General features: G+C 72.0%; 15 protein-coding genes. 12 read left to right on the top strand and 3 right to left on the bottom strand.

Annotation, left to right across the window (positions count from 1 at the left end; genetic code table 11):
• Positions 1–246: DUF4190 domain-containing protein (locus FHX53_RS13195; protein WP_182491877.1), on the bottom strand; the 246-nt coding region annotated here is incomplete at its 3' end.
• On the opposite strand from FHX53_RS13195, the gene FHX53_RS13190 reads away from it, so the two are divergent.
• Positions 245–1,288 carry a glycerophosphodiester phosphodiesterase family protein gene (locus FHX53_RS13190; RefSeq protein ID WP_182491876.1) on the top strand — a complete coding sequence of 348 codons (1,044 nt, stop codon included), beginning with the start codon at positions 245–247 and terminating at the stop codon, positions 1,286–1,288. The two genes, FHX53_RS13195 and FHX53_RS13190, sit on opposite strands and share 2 nt — an antisense overlap.
• Positions 1,289–1,442: 154 nt before the next feature.
• Here FHX53_RS13190 and FHX53_RS14115 read toward each other — a convergent pair whose 3' ends face one another.
• Complete coding sequence (locus FHX53_RS14115; protein ID WP_182491875.1) at positions 1,443–2,153, bottom strand: DUF559 domain-containing protein; 711 nt, start codon at positions 2,151–2,153, stop codon at positions 1,443–1,445.
• 386 nt (positions 2,154–2,539) lie between these two features.
• Between FHX53_RS14115 and FHX53_RS13180 the strand changes: the two genes are divergently transcribed.
• The 5 genes from FHX53_RS13180 (at position 2,540) to sucD (ending at position 9,261) form a co-directional block, all read left to right on the top strand.
• A complete protein-coding gene (locus FHX53_RS13180) occupies positions 2,540–4,933 on the top strand; it encodes an ATP-dependent helicase (protein WP_182491874.1) in 2,394 nt (797 codons plus the stop codon).
• A gap of 117 nt (positions 4,934–5,050) precedes the next feature.
• The gene (locus tag FHX53_RS13175; RefSeq protein WP_182491873.1) at positions 5,051–5,386 is read left to right on the top strand and encodes an STAS domain-containing protein; all 336 of its coding nucleotides are present in this window, start codon (positions 5,051–5,053) and stop codon (positions 5,384–5,386) included.
• Entirely contained in the window at positions 5,379–6,989 is a 1,611-nt protein-coding gene (locus tag FHX53_RS13170) for a SpoIIE family protein phosphatase (RefSeq protein ID WP_182491872.1), read from the top strand. The genes FHX53_RS13175 and FHX53_RS13170 overlap by 8 nt, the downstream gene beginning before the upstream one ends.
• A gap of 194 nt (positions 6,990–7,183) precedes the next feature.
• Positions 7,184–8,347, top strand: a complete 1,164-nt coding sequence (gene sucC, locus FHX53_RS13165) for an ADP-forming succinate--CoA ligase subunit beta (protein WP_182491871.1) — start codon at positions 7,184–7,186, stop codon at positions 8,345–8,347.
• Between the two features lie 11 nt (positions 8,348–8,358).
• The gene (gene sucD, locus FHX53_RS13160; RefSeq protein ID WP_182491870.1) at positions 8,359–9,261 is read left to right on the top strand and encodes a succinate--CoA ligase subunit alpha; all 903 of its coding nucleotides are present in this window, start codon (positions 8,359–8,361) and stop codon (positions 9,259–9,261) included.
• A 128-nt stretch (positions 9,262–9,389) separates the two neighbouring features.
• Here sucD and FHX53_RS14110 read toward each other — a convergent pair whose 3' ends face one another.
• Positions 9,390–10,160 carry an IclR family transcriptional regulator domain-containing protein gene (locus FHX53_RS14110; RefSeq protein ID WP_182491869.1) on the bottom strand — a complete coding sequence of 257 codons (771 nt, stop codon included), beginning with the start codon at positions 10,158–10,160 and terminating at the stop codon, positions 9,390–9,392.
• 194 nt (positions 10,161–10,354) lie between these two features.
• Here FHX53_RS14110 and dhaK point away from each other — a divergent pair, with 194 nt between their 5' ends.
• The 6 genes from dhaK to purH all read left to right on the top strand — a co-directional run bounded on the left by dhaK (position 10,355) and on the right by purH (position 18,070).
• The gene (dhaK, locus tag FHX53_RS13150) at positions 10,355–11,353 is read left to right on the top strand and encodes a dihydroxyacetone kinase subunit DhaK (protein ID WP_182491868.1); all 999 of its coding nucleotides are present in this window, start codon (positions 10,355–10,357) and stop codon (positions 11,351–11,353) included.
• 76 nt (positions 11,354–11,429) lie between these two features.
• On the top strand, positions 11,430–12,074 hold the full coding sequence (gene dhaL, locus FHX53_RS13145; protein ID WP_182491867.1) for a dihydroxyacetone kinase subunit DhaL: 645 nt from the start codon (positions 11,430–11,432) through the stop codon (positions 12,072–12,074).
• A complete protein-coding gene (ptsP, locus tag FHX53_RS13750; protein ID WP_182491866.1) occupies positions 12,071–14,575 on the top strand; it encodes a phosphoenolpyruvate--protein phosphotransferase in 2,505 nt (834 codons plus the stop codon). The genes dhaL and ptsP overlap by 4 nt, the downstream gene beginning before the upstream one ends.
• Before the next feature lie 23 nt (positions 14,576–14,598).
• Positions 14,599–15,837 (top strand): cell division protein PerM, encoded by a 1,239-nt coding sequence (locus tag FHX53_RS13135; RefSeq protein ID WP_182491865.1) that lies wholly within the window; start codon positions 14,599–14,601, stop codon positions 15,835–15,837.
• Between the two features lie 9 nt (positions 15,838–15,846).
• Complete coding sequence (purN, locus tag FHX53_RS13130) at positions 15,847–16,431, top strand: phosphoribosylglycinamide formyltransferase (RefSeq protein WP_182491864.1); 585 nt, start codon at positions 15,847–15,849, stop codon at positions 16,429–16,431.
• Between the two features lie 43 nt (positions 16,432–16,474).
• Positions 16,475–18,070 carry a bifunctional phosphoribosylaminoimidazolecarboxamide formyltransferase/IMP cyclohydrolase gene (gene purH, locus FHX53_RS13125; RefSeq protein WP_182491863.1) on the top strand — a complete coding sequence of 532 codons (1,596 nt, stop codon included), beginning with the start codon at positions 16,475–16,477 and terminating at the stop codon, positions 18,068–18,070.
• The last annotated feature ends 46 nt before the right edge of the window (positions 18,071–18,116 follow it).

Here is an 18,116-nt window from a genome sequence, read left to right as displayed (position 1 = left end):
CAGAAGGAGCCACAGCCACCCCAGCCCGATCGCGACCCACGCCAGGACGGCCCCACGCTCGGCGCCGTGGGACCGGGTGATCTGGCCGGCGGCGAGGTGACCGAAGAGGGCGGCGAGGGGGCTGAGCAGGATTCCCAGGAGCAGGGCGAGCACGGCGAGCGGGTTCAGGCGCGCGGCTCGCGCGGGCGGCGCGGGCGGTGCGGCGTCGGTCGGGCCGGGGCGCAGGGCGGGCATCCCGTCGATCATGCTCGGCAGGCTACCCCGTAGGGTGGTCGCCGTGATCGAGCCCACGCGCGCGCAGCCGCTCGTCGTCGCCCACCGCGGAGCCAGCGGCTACCGGCCCGAGCACACCCGAGCCGCGTACGAGCTTGCGATCGCCCTCGGCGCCGACGCCATCGAGCCCGACATCGTCGCGACGCGCGACGGTGTGCTCGTGCTGCGGCACGAGAACGAGATCAGCGGGACGACCGACGTGGCCGACCGCCCCGAGTTCGCCCACCGGCGCACCACTCGGGTCATCGACGGCGAGCGACTCACCGGCTGGTTCACGGAGGACTTCACGTGGGGCGAGCTCGCGACGCTGCGCGCCCGCGAGCGGCTGCCGGCGGTGCGCCAGGCGTCATCCCGGTTCGACGGGCGGTATCCGATCCTGCGCCTGCGCGACCTCATGGCGATCCTGGATGCGGCGCCCCGGCCCGTGGGCATGGTCGCCGAGATCAAGCACGCGACGCACTTCGCCGCGCTGGGCCTTCCGCTCGACGAGATGTTCGCCGCCGAGGTCGCAGCCTGGAGGCCGGCCGCCCCCCTCGTCGTGGAGTCGTTCGAGCAGTCGGTGCTCGGTCTGCTGCGCGAGCGCGGGGTCGAGGCGCGGTACGTGTTCTTGCTCGAGAGGAAGGGGTCGCCCGCCGACCTCGTCGCGCAGTTCGGAGCGGCGGCGCTCTCGTACTCGGGGCACCTCACGAGCGCGGGGCTCGCGCGGCTCGCGCGCGAGGTCGACGGCATCAGCGTCCCCACCGCGCTCGTCGCAGCTCCCGCCTCGCGGGGCGGACCGGTTGTCGTGAGCGACCTCGTCGACCGCGCACACGCGGAGGGGCTCTCCGTCTTCTCGTGGACGCTCCGGCCCGAGAACCGCTTCCTGCCCGGCCCGCTGCGCATCGGCTCCGGCGGTTCGGCGCACGGCGACTGGATGACGTGGTTCCGCACGCTCATGGGCGCGGGCCTCGACGGCGTGTTCGCCGACCACCCGGATCTGGCGCTTGAGGCGCGGGCGACGCTCGCCGCCGACTGAAGCGCGCGCCGCTTGGCCTCGCGCCGACCCGCTCGACGAAATGAAGGGAGCGGGCAGTGCAGAGGCGGCGTGTCGGCTCTGACACGCCGTCGACGATGGAGTGTCTCCCTTCATTTCGTCGAGCGCGACGTCGGAGCGGCAGCGGCGCTTCGCACTAGAGGTGATCCCCCCGCGCCAGCGCACCGAGCACGGCGCGCTCCACCTCGACCCAGCGCTTCAGGACTTGATCGTGACTGAACCTGAGCGGCCGGCGGCCCCCGTCGCTGATCGCCGCATCGCGCGAGCGGTCGGACTCGAACGATGCCTCCAGGTCGTGAAAGCTGCGTCCGTCGACCTCGACGACGAGGGATCGCCCGAGGAGGAAGTCCACTCGTCCCACTTCGGGGAGAGGGACCTGGCGGTGTGGGAAGACCCCGAGGCGGAGCATCCGGACAAAGAAGATCGTCTCGATGCCGGACTCGCAACCGCCGTCGACGCCCTCCCACTCGCGCACGCCGAATCGATCGCAGAGCGCGGATGCCCTTCCACGGTTGAGGCGGATGAGCGAGTCGAGCGCACCGAGCGCATGGTCCCTGTCGGTGCACGCGAAGTAGTCGTCGAGTGCGTCGAGCGGTCCGGCGAGCAGGCGAGTGGAATCGATCGAGCCCGGCGACCAGTGGACGACCGCGGAGTGGTCGGATTGGGTTGCCAGTCGGCGTCGGGAGTCGCGCGGCGCGCGCAGCCTGCAGGCGGAGTGATGGACGCGAACGTGCACGCCAGCCTGCCGGGCGCTCCAGAGGGAGTGCGCCTCTAGCGCTCGCGCGCAGGTCAGCACGCCGCCGACCCGCACGGCCTGCACGACGGCAGGTGCGGTACCTCGTGCCACGTACCAGCCTTCGCGCGCTCGCCAGAGGCGACCTTCCCGCAGCAGCCGCGCGAGCTCTGCCTTTCCGATTCCGGCTCCGTGCAACTCAGCGGTCGAGACCGAACCGCCTGCTCGTCGGATCAGTTCCTCGATCACCACGTTTCGATGATCGGTGAGGCGAGGCGCACGTGAAGCGCGCGAGCCGCCCGCAGGTGATCCTTCTCGTCGACGCCGAATGGGGAGGAGTGGCCGACCGAATGAAGGGAGCTCCCGGCGTGAAGGCGGCGTGTCGGTAAGACGCGCCCTCAAGCGACCTTCCCGTCCCTTCATTTGGTCAGCAACGCGGGCGGATGCTGCGCTCGGGCCGGGCGGTGTGCGTCGGGGGTGCGACCTAGACTTGGGCGGTCATGTCCTTCCTGCCCGACGAGTCACTCGACATCCCCGGCCTCGCGCCCCCGCCGCGGTCGCAGCCCGCGCCCGCCGCGACCGACGATCCGCTGCTCGCCGGGCTCAACCCGCAGCAGCGCGCCGCCGTGCTGTCGCGCGCCGACGCGCTGCTCATCGTCGCGGGCGCGGGCTCCGGCAAGACGAGCGTGCTGACGCGCCGCATCGCACGGCTGCTGCGCGATCGCGAGCTCTGGCCGAGCCAGATCCTCGCCATCACGTTCACGAACAAGGCCGCGGGCGAGATGCGCGAGCGGGTCGGGCAGCTCATCGGCCACGAGGCCGCGAACGGCATGTGGATCTCGACGTTCCACTCGGCCTGCGTGCGGATCCTCCGTCGCGAGGCGCAGCAGTTCGGGTTCACGCAGGCGTTCACGATCTACGACTCGGCCGACTCGCGCGCGCTCATCAAGCGCATCGTGAAGGACCTCCAGGCCGACACCCTCGGCCTCACCGTGAGCGCGGCCGCCGGCAAGATCTCGCGCCTGAAGAACGAGCTCATCGACGCGGAGGGCTACAGCAGGCAGCTGAACCCGAACGACCCGACCGAGGTCATGTTCCTCGAGGTGTTTCGCCGCTACTCGGCCGAGCTCGCGCGCGCGAACGCGTTCGACTTCGACGACCTCATCGCCCAGACGGTGTACCTGTTCCGCGCCTTCCCGCAGGTCGCGGCGCTCTACCAGCGGCGGTTCCGCCACATCCTCGTCGACGAGTACCAGGACACGAACCACGCCCAGTACGCGCTCATCCGCGAGCTGACGCGGGCGGTCGAGCCGCAGCACGTGCCCGCCGACACCCGCATCGAGACCGACGCGACCGGGGGCATCCCCGCCGCGGCCCTCACGGTCGTCGGCGACTCCGACCAGTCGATCTACGCGTTCCGCGGCGCCGACATCCGCAACATCGTCGAGTTCGAGCGCGATTTCCCCGGCGCCGAGGTGATCCTGCTCGAGCAGAACTACCGCTCGACGCAGACGATCCTCGACGCTGCGAACGCCGTCATCGGCAACAACTTCGACCGCATCGCCAAGAACCTCTTCACCGAGGTCGGGGCGGGCGACCGGATCGTCGGCTTCACCGGCTACAGCCAGCATGACGAGGCGCAGTTCGTCGCCGACGAGATCCAGAAGATCCATGAGCAGGGCGTGCCGTACAACCAGATCGCCGTGTTCTACCGCACCAACGCCCAGACCCGCGCGCTGGAGGAGATCTTCATCCGTTCGGCCCTGCCGTACCGGGTGCTCGGCGGCACGAAGTTCTACGAGCGCGCCGAGATCAAGGACGCCATGGCGTACCTCATCGCCGTCGCCAACCCTGCAGACGCGCTCGCGCTGCGGCGCATCCTGAACACCCCCAAGCGCGGCATCGGGCCGGCGACCGAGACCGCCCTCGCCCTCCACGCCGATCAGCTGGGCGGGACGATGCGCGATGCGCTGGGGGATGCCGCGGCTCTCGGTCTCGGACCGAAGGTAACGGCGGCCATCCTCGACCTCTCCGGGATCCTCGACGATGCGACCGCGACGATCGACACTGCGCTCGTCCCGGACGTCCTCACCGCCATCCTCGAGCGCACGAAGTACGTCGAGCTCCTGCGCGCGAGCCGCGACCCGCAGGACGAGGCGCGCGCCGAGAACGTCGAGGAGCTCGTGGCGGTGACGCGCGAGTTCCAGCGCAACAATCCGGAAGGTCGACTTGTCGACTTCCTCACCGAGGTCGCGCTCGTCGCCGCGGCCGACGACCTCGACGACTCCAGCGGCACCGTGTCGCTCATGACGCTCCACACAGCGAAGGGGCTCGAGTACGACGCCGTGTTCATCACCGGGGTCGAGGAGAACCTCCTGCCGCACCAGATGAGCGCGAGCGAGCCGGGCGGCCCCGCGGAGGAGCGGCGCCTGTTCTACGTCGGCATCACCCGCGCCCGCAAGAAGCTGCACCTCTCTCTCGCGATGACGCGCTCGACCTTCGGCGACACGCAGGTCGCCGCGCCCAGCCGGTACCTCCAGGAGATCCCCACCGAGCTCATCGACTGGCGCGACGCCCCGGGCATGGGAATGCGCTCGACGTCGAGCCAACGATCGCTCGGCACGACCCGCAGCGGCCGCGAGCAGTTCAGCTACGGCACCTCCCTCCCGCTCGGGAAGCCCAAGACCGAGTGGGCGAACCGCGTCACCGCGACCGTGCGCGACAACGGCGACCTGACCCTCGCGGCCGGCGACCGCATCCGTCACGTCGACTTCGGCGAGGGGCGCGTGACGACGGTCACGGGCACCGGGCCGAAGAGCATCGCCGAGGTGCAGTTCGAGTCGGCCGGCCGCAAGAGGCTCCTGATCAAGATCGCCCCGATCGAGAAGATCTGAGCGGCGACCGCCCGCCCCCGACCACGCCGCGAACACCCCGGCCGGCGCGCGTTGCCGGCCCCGCCCGCCCGCACGCACCACAATGGGTCTGACGATCATCCGATGAAGGAGACGACCATGGATCTCGTGTCCATCCAGCACCCCGGCGGAGTCACCGAGCTCGCCCTCGACGGCCGCCTGAACATGGTCACCGCCGCGCGCGTGCGCGAGGCCATCCACGAGGCGATCGTCGCCAACAGCGCGTCGATCGCCGTCGACCTGTCGAAGACGTCGTTCCTCGACTCCTCAGGTCTCGGCGCTCTCGTCTGGGGACTCAAGGCGGCGCGCGAGGCCGACGGAGACCTCGTGCTCGTCAACCCGACCGAGCAGGTCGTCCTCGTCCTCGATCTGACCAACATGAACGCGACCCTGCGTTCGTTCGAGAGCGTCGCCGAGGCCTACCCGCATGGCTGACATGGTGGCGCGCACTCTGCGCATCACCTCCCCGCCCGACACCGTCGACACCGTCCACTCCGCCATCGAGTCCATCTGGGCGGTCGTGCCCGACGTGCACCCCACCGACAGGATGTCCGTGGAGACCGCCGTCATCGAGCTGACGGCGAACGTCATCCAGTACGCCAATCGCGGCAACCCCGTCTCGTTCGCCCTCACGATCGTCGTCTACGACGAGCGGATCGAGGCGACCCTGAGCGACGGGGGAGAGGTCGACGACGTCGGTCTGCACAGCCGTGGCATGCCCGAGCCGATGGCCGAGCACGGCCGCGGCATCCCGATGATCCAGGCGCTCGTCGACTCGGTCGAGCACCGCCGAGTCGAGGGCTTCAACCACTGGACGCTCGTGCGCGCGCGCGAGGCGTCGCGCGACGTGCTCACCCCGGCGCGCGGCCTCCCCTCGGTCTCCATCAGCGGCGTCATCGACGAGATGGCGCGACAGCGCGCGCTCGAGGGGCTCGCGATCCTCGACACCTTACCGGAGGAGCGCTTCGACCGCGTGACGCGGCTCGCGCAGCAGCTGTTCGGCGTCACCGGCTCGGCGATCAACCTCATCGACCGCGACCGGCAGTGGTCGAAGTCGATGGTGGGACCGTTCGGCACCGAGGTGCGGCGCGAGAGCTCGGCGTGCGCGATCACGATCGAGTCCGATGACACGCTCGTCGTCGCCGACCTCACCGTCGCACCCGGGTTCGAGAGCATCGCCATCCCCGGCGCTTTCGAGTTCTACGCCGGTCACCCCCTCTACGCGCCGGGCGGCGAGCGCATCGGCTCGTTCTGCGTCTACGACGCCAAGCCCCGGCACTTCGGCGAGCGCGAGGCGGCGATGCTGCGCGACCTCGCCGCGTGGGTGCAGCAGGAGCTCTCGGTCAGTCAGGAGCTAAGTCGCGCCGCCGAGGTGCAGCAGGGCCTTCTGCCGCAGCAGCTCCTGAGCATGCCGGGGTGGGACATCGCGGGCATGTGCCTGCCCGCCCGCGCCGTCGGGGGCGACTTCTACGACTGGTACCCGGTCGGGGAGGGCGCGGCCTTCACGCTCGCCGACACGATGGGCAAGGGCATCGGGGCCGCGATCATCGCCGCCACCGTGCGGGCGGTGCTGCGATCGGCGGCGCGATTCGGCGACGTCGCCGGCGCGGTCGACGCGGCCGCCGCATCCCTCACCGGAGACCTCGACTCGACGGGGCTCTTCGTCACGCTGTTCCACGGCCGCCTCGACATGGACTCCGGCGAGCTGACGTTCGTCGACGCGGGGCACGGCCTCACGTTCATCGCGCGCGTCGACGGCACCGTCGATCGGCTGAAGTCGACGTCGCCGCCGCTCGGCGTCGACATCGAGACCGAGTGGATCCCGCAGACGGTGACGATCGAGCCGGGCGATGCGCTCATCAGCGTGAGCGACGGCGTGCTCGACCTGTACGACGGGGTGCCGGAGGCGCTCGAGAGCGTCACGACGATCACGATGCTCGCCGACAGCGCCGCCGAGATCGTCGAGGCGATGCGAACGCGCGCCCGCGGGATCGCGCCCGACGACGTCACTGTGCTCGTCGTCCGCCGCGACGCCTGACGACCGCGCGTCCGCACCTTGCGCAGACCCTGCGACCGCGCTCGGAGGCGTGTCATCGGGGCCGTCGGACGGGAGTACCCTGGACGAGGCCGTTTCTCTCGACATCGAGAGATCTCTCGACGTCGAACCACCTCGAGACCGAGAACCGCCGGCCGGTTCCTACGTACATCGCACGTGGATGGGAAGAGCAGAGCGTGGATCTTTTCGAATACCAAGCACGCGACATGTTCGAGAAGCACGGCGTTCCCGTGCTCGCTGGCATCGTCGCCGACACCCCTGAGGGAGCCCGCGCCGCGGCCGAGAAGCTCGGCGGCGTGACGGTCGTCAAGGCGCAGGTCAAGACCGGAGGCCGCGGCAAGGCCGGCGGCGTCAAGGTCGCCAAGACCCCTGATGAGGCGGAGGCGGCCGCGCAGACGATCCTCGGCCTCGACATCAAGGGTCACATCGTGAAGCGCGTCATGGTCGCGGCCGGAGCGGACATCAAGGAGGAGTTCTACTTCTCCGTCCTGCTCGACCGGGCCAACCGCAGCTACCTCGCGCTCTGCAGCTACGAGGGCGGCATGGAGATCGAGCAGCTCGCCGAGGAGCGCCCCGAGGCGCTCGCGCGCGTCGAGGTCGACCCGGGTCGCGGCATCGACCTCGACAAGGCGCGCGAGATCGCGGTCGAGGCGAAGTTCCCGACCGAGCTCGTCGAGAAGGTCGCCCCCGTGTTCGTCGCCCTCTACGAGGTGTACGTGAAGGAGGACGCGACGCTCGTCGAGGTCAACCCGCTCGTGCTCACGGGCTCTGGAGCGATCGTCGCCCTCGACGGCAAGGTCACGCTCGACGAGAACGCAGCGTTCCGTCAGCCCGACCATGCCGCGCTCGAGGACAAGGCTTCCACCGACCCCCTCGAGGCGAAGGCCAAGGAGCACGACCTCAACTACGTGAAGCTCGACGGCGAGGTCGGCATCATCGGCAACGGCGCCGGGCTCGTCATGTCGACGCTCGACGTCGTCGCCTACGCGGGCGAGAAGCACGGCGGCGTCAAGCCCGCCAACTTCCTCGACATCGGAGGCGGCGCCTCGGCCGAGGTCATGGCCGCCGGGCTCGATGTCATCCTCGGCGACGCGCAGGTCAAGAGCGTGTTCGTCAACGTGTTCGGCGGCATCACCGCGTGCGACGCCGTCGCGAACGGCATCGTGAAGGCCCTCGAGATGCTCGACGACACGGCGACCAAGCCGCTCGTCGTGCGCCTCGACGGCAACAACGTTGAGGAGGGCCGTCGCATCCTCGCCGACGCCAACCACCCGCTCGTGACGATCGCGAGCTCCATGGACGAGGGCGCCGACAAGGCCGCCGAGCTGGCTGCGAAGTAAGGGACGCGAACATGTCGATCTTCCTCAACAAGGACTCCAAGGTCATCGTCCAGGGCATCACGGGCGGCGAGGGCACCAAGCACACTGCGCTCATGCTCAAGGCGGGCACGCAGGTCGTCGGCGGCGTCAACGCCCGCAAGGCCGGAACGACCGTCTCGCACACCGCGGCCGACGGGTCGACCGTCGAGCTGCCCGTCTTCGGCACGGTCGCCGAGGCGATGGCCGCCACGGGCGCCGACGTCTCCATCGCCTTCGTGCCCCCGGCGTTCGCGAAGGATGCGGCGATCGAGGCCATCGACGCCGAGATCCCGCTCCTCGTCATCATCACCGAGGGCATCCCCGTCCTCGACTCGGCCGAGCTCTGGGCGCACGCGACGGCCAAGGGCGGCACGACCCGCATCATCGGCCCGAACTGCCCTGGCATCATCACGCCGGGCGAGTCGCTCGTCGGCATCACGCCGGCGACGATCACCGGCAAGGGCCCCATCGGTCTCGTGTCGAAGTCGGGCACGCTGACCTACCAGATGATGTACGAGCTGCGCGATCTGGGTTTCTCGACCGCGATCGGCATCGGCGGCGACCCGATCATCGGCACGACGCACATCGACGCCCTCGCGGCGTTCGAGGCCGACCCAGAGACGAAGGCGATCGTCATGATCGGCGAGATCGGCGGCGACGCCGAGGAACGCGCAGCCGACTTCATCGCGGCCAACGTCACCAAGCCGGTCGTCGGGTACGTCGCGGGCTTCACGGCTCCCGAGGGCAAGACCATGGGTCACGCTGGCGCCATCGTCTCCGGCTCGGCCGGTACGGCGCAGGCCAAGAAGGAGGCACTCGAGGCCGCAGGCGTCAAGGTCGGCAAGACGCCGAGCGAGGCCGCCGCCCTCATGCGCGAGATCATCGCGGCGCTCTAGCGAGCATCCGCACGCCCGACGGCCCCGTCGCTCCTCGTGAGCGGCGGGGCCGTCGGTCGTGCACGCCGTGAGACGCGCGCGACGGATGCTCGGCGCGGGTCTCACGGGAGAGCGCGTGCGCCACGCCCTCAGTCGTCGTCGCGCGGCCGCACCGCCGGCGGCCACGTCGCGCAGCCCAGCTCGCGCGAGATGTTGCGCGCCGTCTCGCGCAGGTCGTTGAGAACGCCCGCCTCGGGTGGCCACTCGCTCGAGGGCATGACGACCGAGACCGCGGCGATGACCGCACCGCTGCGGTCGGCGACGGGTACGGCGACCGACGATTCGCCGAGCACCGCCTCGTCGACCTCGACGGCGAGAGCCCGCTCGACGACCTGGGCGAGCTGGAGGCGCAGCGCCGCCGCGTCGGTGATGGTGTCGCCCGTGAGGCTGCGCAGCTCCCGCGCCAGCAGCTCGTCGGCGGCCGTCGGGTGGTAGGCGAGGAGCACCTTGCCGAGGGCCGAGGCGTGCACGGGGATGGTGATGCCCGTCTCGAGCATCTGCTGGCTGCCGTCGGGACGGCGGTTGTGGTGGATGATGATGACCTCGTCGAAGAGCTCCGCTCCGAGCCGTGTCGAGAGCCCGGTGCGGCGGGCCAGCTCGCGCGTCCAGCGCATCGCGCGGGCGCGCACGTCGAGCGTGTCGAGGTAGACGTTCGAGAGCTTCAGCAGGGCGGGGCCGAGCATGTACCGCTGACCGCCGGGCTCTTTCGCGACGAGCCCGTGCTGCTGCAGCGACTTGACGATGCCGTGGACGGTCGATGGCGGCAGATCGAGGATCCCCGCGAGCTCGGTGATGCCCAGGTGACGCGCCCCCTGCAGGGAGGAGAGCACGCGCGCGGCGCGGTCGATGGCCTGGATCACGCGTGCCTCCTCTCGTCATCGAGCAGGTTCTGGGAGTCGTCGACCGACTCTTGACACCCCCGGTCGATCGGAGCATATTCGACATTATCGAGAACCGTTCCAATTGGATACGGGAATCGTCGACGGTGACTGCGCTCTCTGACGCGGCGATGCGACCACGGATACCTTGCGAAGAAGGAAGGACCCCCGGCCTCATGAAGAAGCTCATCAATGATCCCGATCGCGTTCTCGCCGACGCTCTGCGCGGCATCGAGGCGGCTCACGCCGACCTGCGCGTCGACCACGAGAACCGCATCATCTATCGCGCGATCCCCAAGGATCACGGCACCGTCGCCCTCGTGAGCGGCGGCGGCTCCGGTCACGAGCCGCTGCACGGCGGCTTCGTCGGCTTCGGGATGCTCGACGCGGCCTGCGCAGGCGAGGTGTTCACTTCGCCGACGCCCGACCAGATGCAGGAGGCGACGAAGACCGTGGACCGCGGCGCGGGCGTTCTGCACATCGTCAAGAACTACACGGGCGACGTCATGAACTTCGAGATGGCCGCCGAGCTCGCCGCGATGGAGGCGAGCGTCGAGGTGCGCACGGTCGTCGTCAACGACGACGTCGCCGTCCAGGACTCGCTCTACACGGCGGGCCGCCGCGGGGTCGGCCTCACGGTGCTGCTGGAGAAGATCGTCGGCGCCGGCGCCGAGCAGGGCCGCAGCCTCGACGAGGTCGTGGCGCTCGCCGAGAAGGTCAACGCCGACGGCCGCTCGATGGGGATGGCGCTCACGAGCTGCACCGTGCCGGCGGCCGGCAAGCCGACGTTCGACCTGCCCGAGGATCAGATGGAGATCGGCATCGGCATCCACGGCGAGCCCGGTCGGCACCGCGTCCAGATGGGGACGGCGAGCGAGATCGCCCAGCAGCTCGTCGAGCCCATCCTCGGCGATCTCGACTTCGGCTCGTCGCCGACGATCGTGATGCTCAACGGCATGGGCGGCACGCCGCTCATCGAGCTGTACCTCATGTACGGCGACGTCGCGGCGATCCTCGAGAAGCACGGAGTGACGATCGCCCGCAGCCTCGTGGGCAACTACATCACCTCGCTCGACATGGCGGGATGCTCGGTCACGGTGCTGCGCGCCGACGACGAGATCGTCTCGCTGTGGGACGCCCCCGTGGAGACGAGCGGCTTGCGCTGGGGCCGCTGACCGAGAGCGCCGCCGCGACCTCCCGCACCCCGCACTGCCTGCCACCCCGGCACCGACGCCGAGACCGAGGAGAACCATGAGCACCACCGACACCATCACGATCGAGGGCTTCACCGCCTGGCTCGCCGCCTTCCGCGACCGAGTCACCGAGCACAGGTCGTACCTGACCGAGCTCGACTCGGCCATCGGCGACGCCGACCACGGGGCCAACATGGCCCGCGGCATGGCCGCCGTGATGGAGAAGGTGGGCGCCTCGCCCGCCACGACCGCCGACGAGCTGTTCAAGACGGTGGGGATGACCCTCGTCACGTCGGTCGGCGGGGCGAGCGGGCCGCTCTACGGCACGCTCTTCCTGCGTCTCGGCATGACGGCCGGTGCGGTCGCGGAGTGCGATGCGGCGGCGCTCTCCTCCGCCCTCCGAGCCGGGCTCGACGGCGTCGTCGCCCGCGGCAAGGCCGAGGCGGGCGACAAGACGATGTTCGACGCGATGGCCCCCGCCCTCGATGCGATGGATGCCGCGATCGCCTCGGGCGCGTCCCTCGCGGAGGCGACCGCGGCGGCCCGCGACGCCGCCGCGGCCGGTCGCGACGCGACCGAGCCGCTCGTGGCCCGCAAGGGTCGCGCGAGCTATCTCGGAGAGCGCAGCGCCGGCCACCTCGACCCCGGCGCGACGTCGACCGCCCTGCTCTTCGACGCCCTCGCGGAGGTCACGGCGTCGTGAGCGGCGCATCCCCCCGCGTCGGCATCGTCGCGGTCTCGCACAGCCGACCCCTCGCCGAGGCGGCCGTGGCCCTCGCGCTCGAGATGGTGGCGGGCGACCCGCCGCCCATCGCGATCGCGGCGGGCACGCCCGACGGCGGTACGGGCACCGACGCGGTCCGCGTGTCGGAGGCGATCCTCGAGGTCGGTGCGGGCGGTGCGGGCGTCGTCGTGCTCATGGATCTCGGTTCGGCCGTCATGAGCGCCGAGATGGCGCTCGAGTTCGTCGCCGACCCCGAGCTGCGAGTGCGGCTCATCTCGGCGCCCTTCGTCGAGGGGCTCCTCGCGGCGATAGTGCGCGCGGCCGGAGGCGCCGATCTCGACGCGGTGGCGACCGAGGCGCTCGCAGCCCTGCGCCCCAAGAGCGAGCAGCTGGGCGACGCGGCCGCCGACGACGATCAGCGCGCCGTCGACGATCCGGGCGATCGGGCGGATGCCCCGCCCGCCGCCGCGGGCGACCTCGCCTCCGCCGCGCCCCCGCCCGCGATCGCCGAGGCGGTCGTCCGGAACGTGGCAGGCCTGCACGCCCGCCCGGCGGCCGTGATCGCCGGGCTCGTCGCTGAGCGCGGCGTCGCCCTCACCCTCGCGACCGATGCGAAGGGCCCGGTCGACGCGACGAGCCCGATCGGCATCGCCGTCCTCGGCGCCGGGCCGGGCACGCGCGTGCGGATCGCCGCGACCGGTGCGGGCGCGGCCGCCGCCGTCGAGGAGGTGCGCGCCCTCATCGAGTCGGGCTTCGGCGAGGAGCTCGCCGAGCTCGCCGAGCTCGACGTCGCGCCCGCGGAGGTGCAGCCCGCCGCGCATCCCTCGCACGAGACGCCCTCCCATCCGCTCGGCGTGAGCTCCGGCCGCGTCGTCGGACCCGTCGCTGTCATGGTGCACGCGGCCGACGAGCCGGACCCGGCCGTGCGCATCCCCGCCGACGCGCGGTACGGAGCGGCGACCCGGTTGCGCGAGGCGATGCTCGCCGTCGCGGGAGAGATGCACGCGACCGCGCAGATGCTCAGCGGCCAGCGCCGCGACGTGCTCGTGGCGACCGCCGCGATCGCCGCCGATCCCGCTCTGCACCGCGCCGCCGAGGCTCTCGTGCGCGACGAGGGCGCGACGCCCGAGCGCGCCGTCTGGGTCGAGCTCGGGCGCACCGCGGCGCAGTATCGCGAACTCGGCGGCCGGATGGCCGAGCGCGTCACCGACCTCGTCGACGTGCGCGACCGCATCATCGCTCGGCTCACCGGGGTCGAGCGGCCGGGGGTCCCCGAGCGGGATCACCCGTTCATCCTCGTCGCCGACGACCTCGCCCCCGTCGACACCGTGGGCCTCGACCCGGAGTGCTGCCTCGCGATCGTCACCGAGCAGGGCGGCCCGACCTCCCACACGGCGATCCTCGCCCGCGAGCTGGGTCTGCCGGCCATCGTCGGCGCGGCAGGGGCCACGGCGCTCGCCGACGGCACCGTCGTCCTCGTCGACGGCGACACGGGCGAGCTCATCGTCCAGCCGGACGAGGGCGCTCGCGCAACGGCGACGGGCGTCATCACCCTGCCTCCGTTCGAGGGCCCGGGTCAGACCGCCGACGGGCACCGCATCGTCCTCGGCGCGAACGTCGGAGCCCCGCGCGACATCCGCCGCGCCGTCGAGCGCGGTGCCGAGGGCGTCGGGCTGTTCCGCACCGAGTTCTGCTTCCTCGACCGTACGCGCGAGCCGAGCGTCGACGATCAGGTCGCGGCCTACCGAGAGGTCTTCGCGGCCTTCGTCGGCAGCCGCGTCGTCGTCCGCACCCTCGACGCCGGAAGCGACAAGCCCCTGCCGTTCCTCACCTCCGACGACGAGCCGAACCCCGCGCTCGGGGTCCGCGGCTACCGCACCTCGCGCCGCGACCCCGAGGTGCTCGATGCGCAGCTGCGCGCGATCGCGCGCGCCGCCGACGCCGAGCAGGCGGATGCCTGGGTCATGGCCCCGATGATCGCGACCGTCGCCGAGGCGACCGAGTTCGTCGCGCGAGCCCGCGCCGCCGGCAACCGCACGGTCGGCGTCATGATCGAGACGCCCGCGGCGGCGTTCGTCGCCGACGAGCTGTGCGCGGTCGTCGACTTCGTGAGCATCGGCACGAACGACCTCTCCCAGTACACGATGGCCGCCGACCGCATGTCGGGCGAGCTCGCGCACCTCGCCGACCCGTGGCAGCCGGCGGTGCTCCGCGCGATCCGCCTCATCGGCGAGGCGGGCACCCGCTCGGGCACGCCGGTGGGGGTGTGCGGCGAGGCCGCGGCCGACCCCGCGCTCGCGCCCGTGCTGGTCGGGCTCGGCGTGACGAGCCTGTCGATGGCGGCGCGCGCGATCACCGCGGTGGGGGCGATCGTGTCGTCCGCGACGCTCGCGCAGTGCCGCACGGCGGCCGAGGCTGCGTGCGCGGCGACCGACCCGGCGGCCGCGCGCGCGGCGGCGCGGGAGGCCTTGGCGACTTAGCCCCGCCGGTAGGCTCGCCCCCGATGAACCGCCGGTCGACCGTCCTCTTCTCCGCTCTCGAGGCGCTCCTCGTGGTCGGCATCGGCATCGGCATCCCCCTCTCGATCCTCACCGTGATGTGGGCCGTGCAGTTCGGCTTCCAGCTCGACTGGTTGCCGTTCTGGCGCGCCGCGGTCGACATCTGGGCCATCGGCCACGGCGCCGACGTCACGTTCACCCTCGATCCCATGACCGCGGCGGCCGTCGGCGCCGAGGAGGCGGCCGAGCCGTTCCTCGTCTCCCTCGCACTTCTCGGCTTCGCGACGCTCACGCTGCTCGCCGGGTGGCAGACGGGCCGACGATCGCTCGGCGAGCCGCACCGGGCGCTCGGCGGCGCTGTGGCGATCGCGGGCATCCTCGTCATCGGCGGGCTCGCGGCGCTCAGCGCCAGCCACCCCGCCGCCCTCATCTCGCGCTGGCAGACGGCGCTCTTCCCCGCCCTCGTCTTCGCCCTCGGTTTCGGCCTCGCCTCGCTCGGCTCGCGCGGTCCGTGGCGCGAGCGGGCGGATGCCCTGCTCGAGCGCATCCCGGCACTCGCCCGCGGCATCATCGGCTCGGCGCTGCGCATCGGCGGCGGAGCCGTCGTCACCGTGATCGGCGCTGCCGGAGTCGTCACCGCCGCCGCGCTCATCGCCGGCTATGGCCAGGTCATCGCCCTCTACGAGAGCGTGCAGGCCGACGTGCTCGGCGGCATCGCCCTCACGGTCGGGCAGCTCGCGCTCATCCCGACCGTCGTGCTCTGGACGACCTCGTGGCTCATCGGGCCGGGCTTTGCGATCGGCACCGGGTCGGCGATCTCGCCGCTCGGCACGATCGTCGGGCCGCTCCCGGCGATCCCGCTGCTCGGAGCGCTGCCCACGAGCGAGGCGAGCCCCGGGCTCGTCGTCGTCCTCGTGCCCGTGCTCGCCGCCTTCGTCGCCGGCGTGATCGTGCGGCCGCGGCTCGTCGCCGCGCTCGGCCTCGGTCGGCGACCGGAGCTCTGGGCGCTCGCGACGGCGGGGGCGGCGGCGCTCGCCGCGGGCATCCTCGCCGCGTTCTCGGCCTGGATCGCGGCGGGCGCGGCAGGCCCGGGGCGCCTGGCGACGATCGGCCCCGACCCGGTCGCCGTCGGGGCATGGATGCTCGTCGAGACGATCGTCGGCGCGGCGCTCGGGCTGCTCGCCGGCGGGGTGCGGGTGCCGTGGGCTCCGCGGGCGTCCGATGCTCATCCGCGCAGCGAGTAGCCTGGGAGCGTGCTGCGGGTCGTCGTTCTGATCTCGGGCGGCGGGTCGAACCTGCGCGCTCTGCTCGAGGCGTCGGCCCACGCGGACTATCCCGCGCACGTCGTCGCGGTGGGGGCCGATCGAGAGGCCGATGGGCTCGCGCACGCCGAGGCGTTCGGTATCCCGAGCTTCACGGTGCCGTACTCGTCGTTCCCGTCGCGCGAGGCGTGGGGGGATGAGCTGCTGACGACGATCCGCGAGTGGGAGCCCGACCTCGTCGTGCTCAGCGGCCTCATGCGCCTGCTGCCCGCGACGGTCGTCGACGCGCTCGCGCCGAACGTCATCAACACGCACCCGGCCTTCCTGCCCGAGTTCCCCGGAGCCCACGGCGTGCGCGACGCGCTCGCGGCCGGCGTCGAGCAGACCGGCGCGAGCGTCATCGTCGTCGATGCGGGCGTCGACTCCGGGCCGATCCTCGCGCAGGAGCGCGTCCCCGTGCTCCCCGGCGACACCGAGCACAGCCTGCACGAGCGCATCAAGCCCGTCGAGCGCCGGCTTCTCATCGACACCGTGCGCGGCATCGCCACGGGCGAGATCGACCTCGCCGGTCTCTAGACCCGCACCTCCATCACCCCACCCACACCCCAGGAGCATCCTCATGGCCGGCCCCGCCCACGACCCCGCCTCGTACCGCCACCGCGACGCCGTCCCCGTGCGCCGCGCGCTCGTGAGCGTGAGCGACAAGACCGGGCTGCTCGAGCTCGCGGCGACCCTCGCGGGGGCGGGCGTGGAGATCGTGTCGACGGGCTCGACGGCGTCCACGATCGCGGCGGCCGGGCATCCCGTCACCGAGGTCTCGAGCGTGACGGGCTTCCCGGAGGCGCTCGACGGGCGCGTGAAGACCCTGCACCCGAGCGTGCACGCCGGCGTGCTCGCCGACCTGCGCCTCGAGAGCCACGAGCAGCAGCTCGCCGAGCTCGGCATCGCCGCGTTCGACCTCGTCGTCGTGAACCTCTACCCCTTCGTCGAGACCGTCGCGAGCGGCGCCGCGGGCGACGCGGTCGTCGAGCAGATCGACATCGGCGGGCCCGCGATGGTGCGCGCCGCGGCCAAGAACCACGCGAACGTCGCGATCATCGTCGACCCGGCCGACTACGTCGCGATCGGCAAGGCGGTCGCGCTCGGCGGCACGACGCTCGCCCAGCGCCAGCGCTTCGCCGCGAAAGCCTTCGCCCACACCGCCGCCTACGACACCGCCGTCGCCAGCTGGTTCGCCGACACCCTCGGCGTGCGCGCCGAGCACCCCGCGACCGACGGCAGCCCCGCGACCGTCGATGTGCGCGCGACGCTGCAGCAGGTGCTGCGGTACGGCGAGAACAGCCACCAGGTCGCGGCCGTCTACCGAGTGGACGGCCGGCAGGGCATCGCGCACGCGCACCAGCTGCACGGCAAGGAGATGTCGTACAACAACTTCCTGGATGCCGACGCGGCCGTCCGCGCCGCGTACGACCACGAGGCTCCCGCTGTCGCGATCATCAAGCACGCGAACCCGTGCGGCATCGCCGTCGGGTCGTCCATCGCCGAGGCGCACGCGGCCGCGCACGCGTGCGACCCCGTGTCGGCGTTCGGCGGCGTCATCGCGGCCAACCGCGTCGTCACGGCCGAGGCGGCCGTGTCGATCGCGCCGATCTTCACCGAGGTCATCGTCGCTCCGGGCTTCGAGCCGGAGGCGCTGCGCATCCTGAGCAGCAAGAAGAACATCCGACTCCTCGAGCTGCCCGACGGCTTCGCCGCGCCGAGCGTCGAGTTGCGCCAGGTCAGCGGCGGGTTCCTCCGCCAGGAGGCCGACCACCGGTTCGCGCCCGCCTCCGCATGGACGCTCGCGAGCGGCGAGCCCGCCGACGAGGCGACCCTCGCCGACCTCGAGTTCGCGTGGCGGGCCTGCCGCGCCGTGAAGTCGAACGCGATCCTGCTCGCCTCCGGCGGGGCATCCGTCGGCGTCGGCATGGGCCAGGTGAACCGCGTCGACTCGTGCCACCTCGCGGTGTCGCGCGCCGGTGACCGCGCGCGCGGCTCGGTCGCGGCGAGCGACGCGTTCTTCCCCTTCGCCGACGGCCTGCAGGTGCTCATCGACGCCGGCGTGCGCGCCGTCGTCCAGCCCGGCGGCTCCGTGCGCGACGAGGAGGTCGTCGCGGCGGCGCAGGCGGCCGGCGTGACGATGTACCTCACCGGAGAGCGGCACTTCTTCCACTGAGCCCGGCTCGCGCCCACGCCGGTGTCGACAATCCCTCGCCGACGGG

Origin of the sequence: Microcella alkalica, from assembly GCF_014137945.1 — a bacterium.
Classification (GTDB): Bacteria; Actinomycetota; Actinomycetes; order Actinomycetales; family Microbacteriaceae; genus Microcella; species Microcella alkalica.
This window is presented reverse-complemented; position numbering and strand designations above follow the sequence as displayed.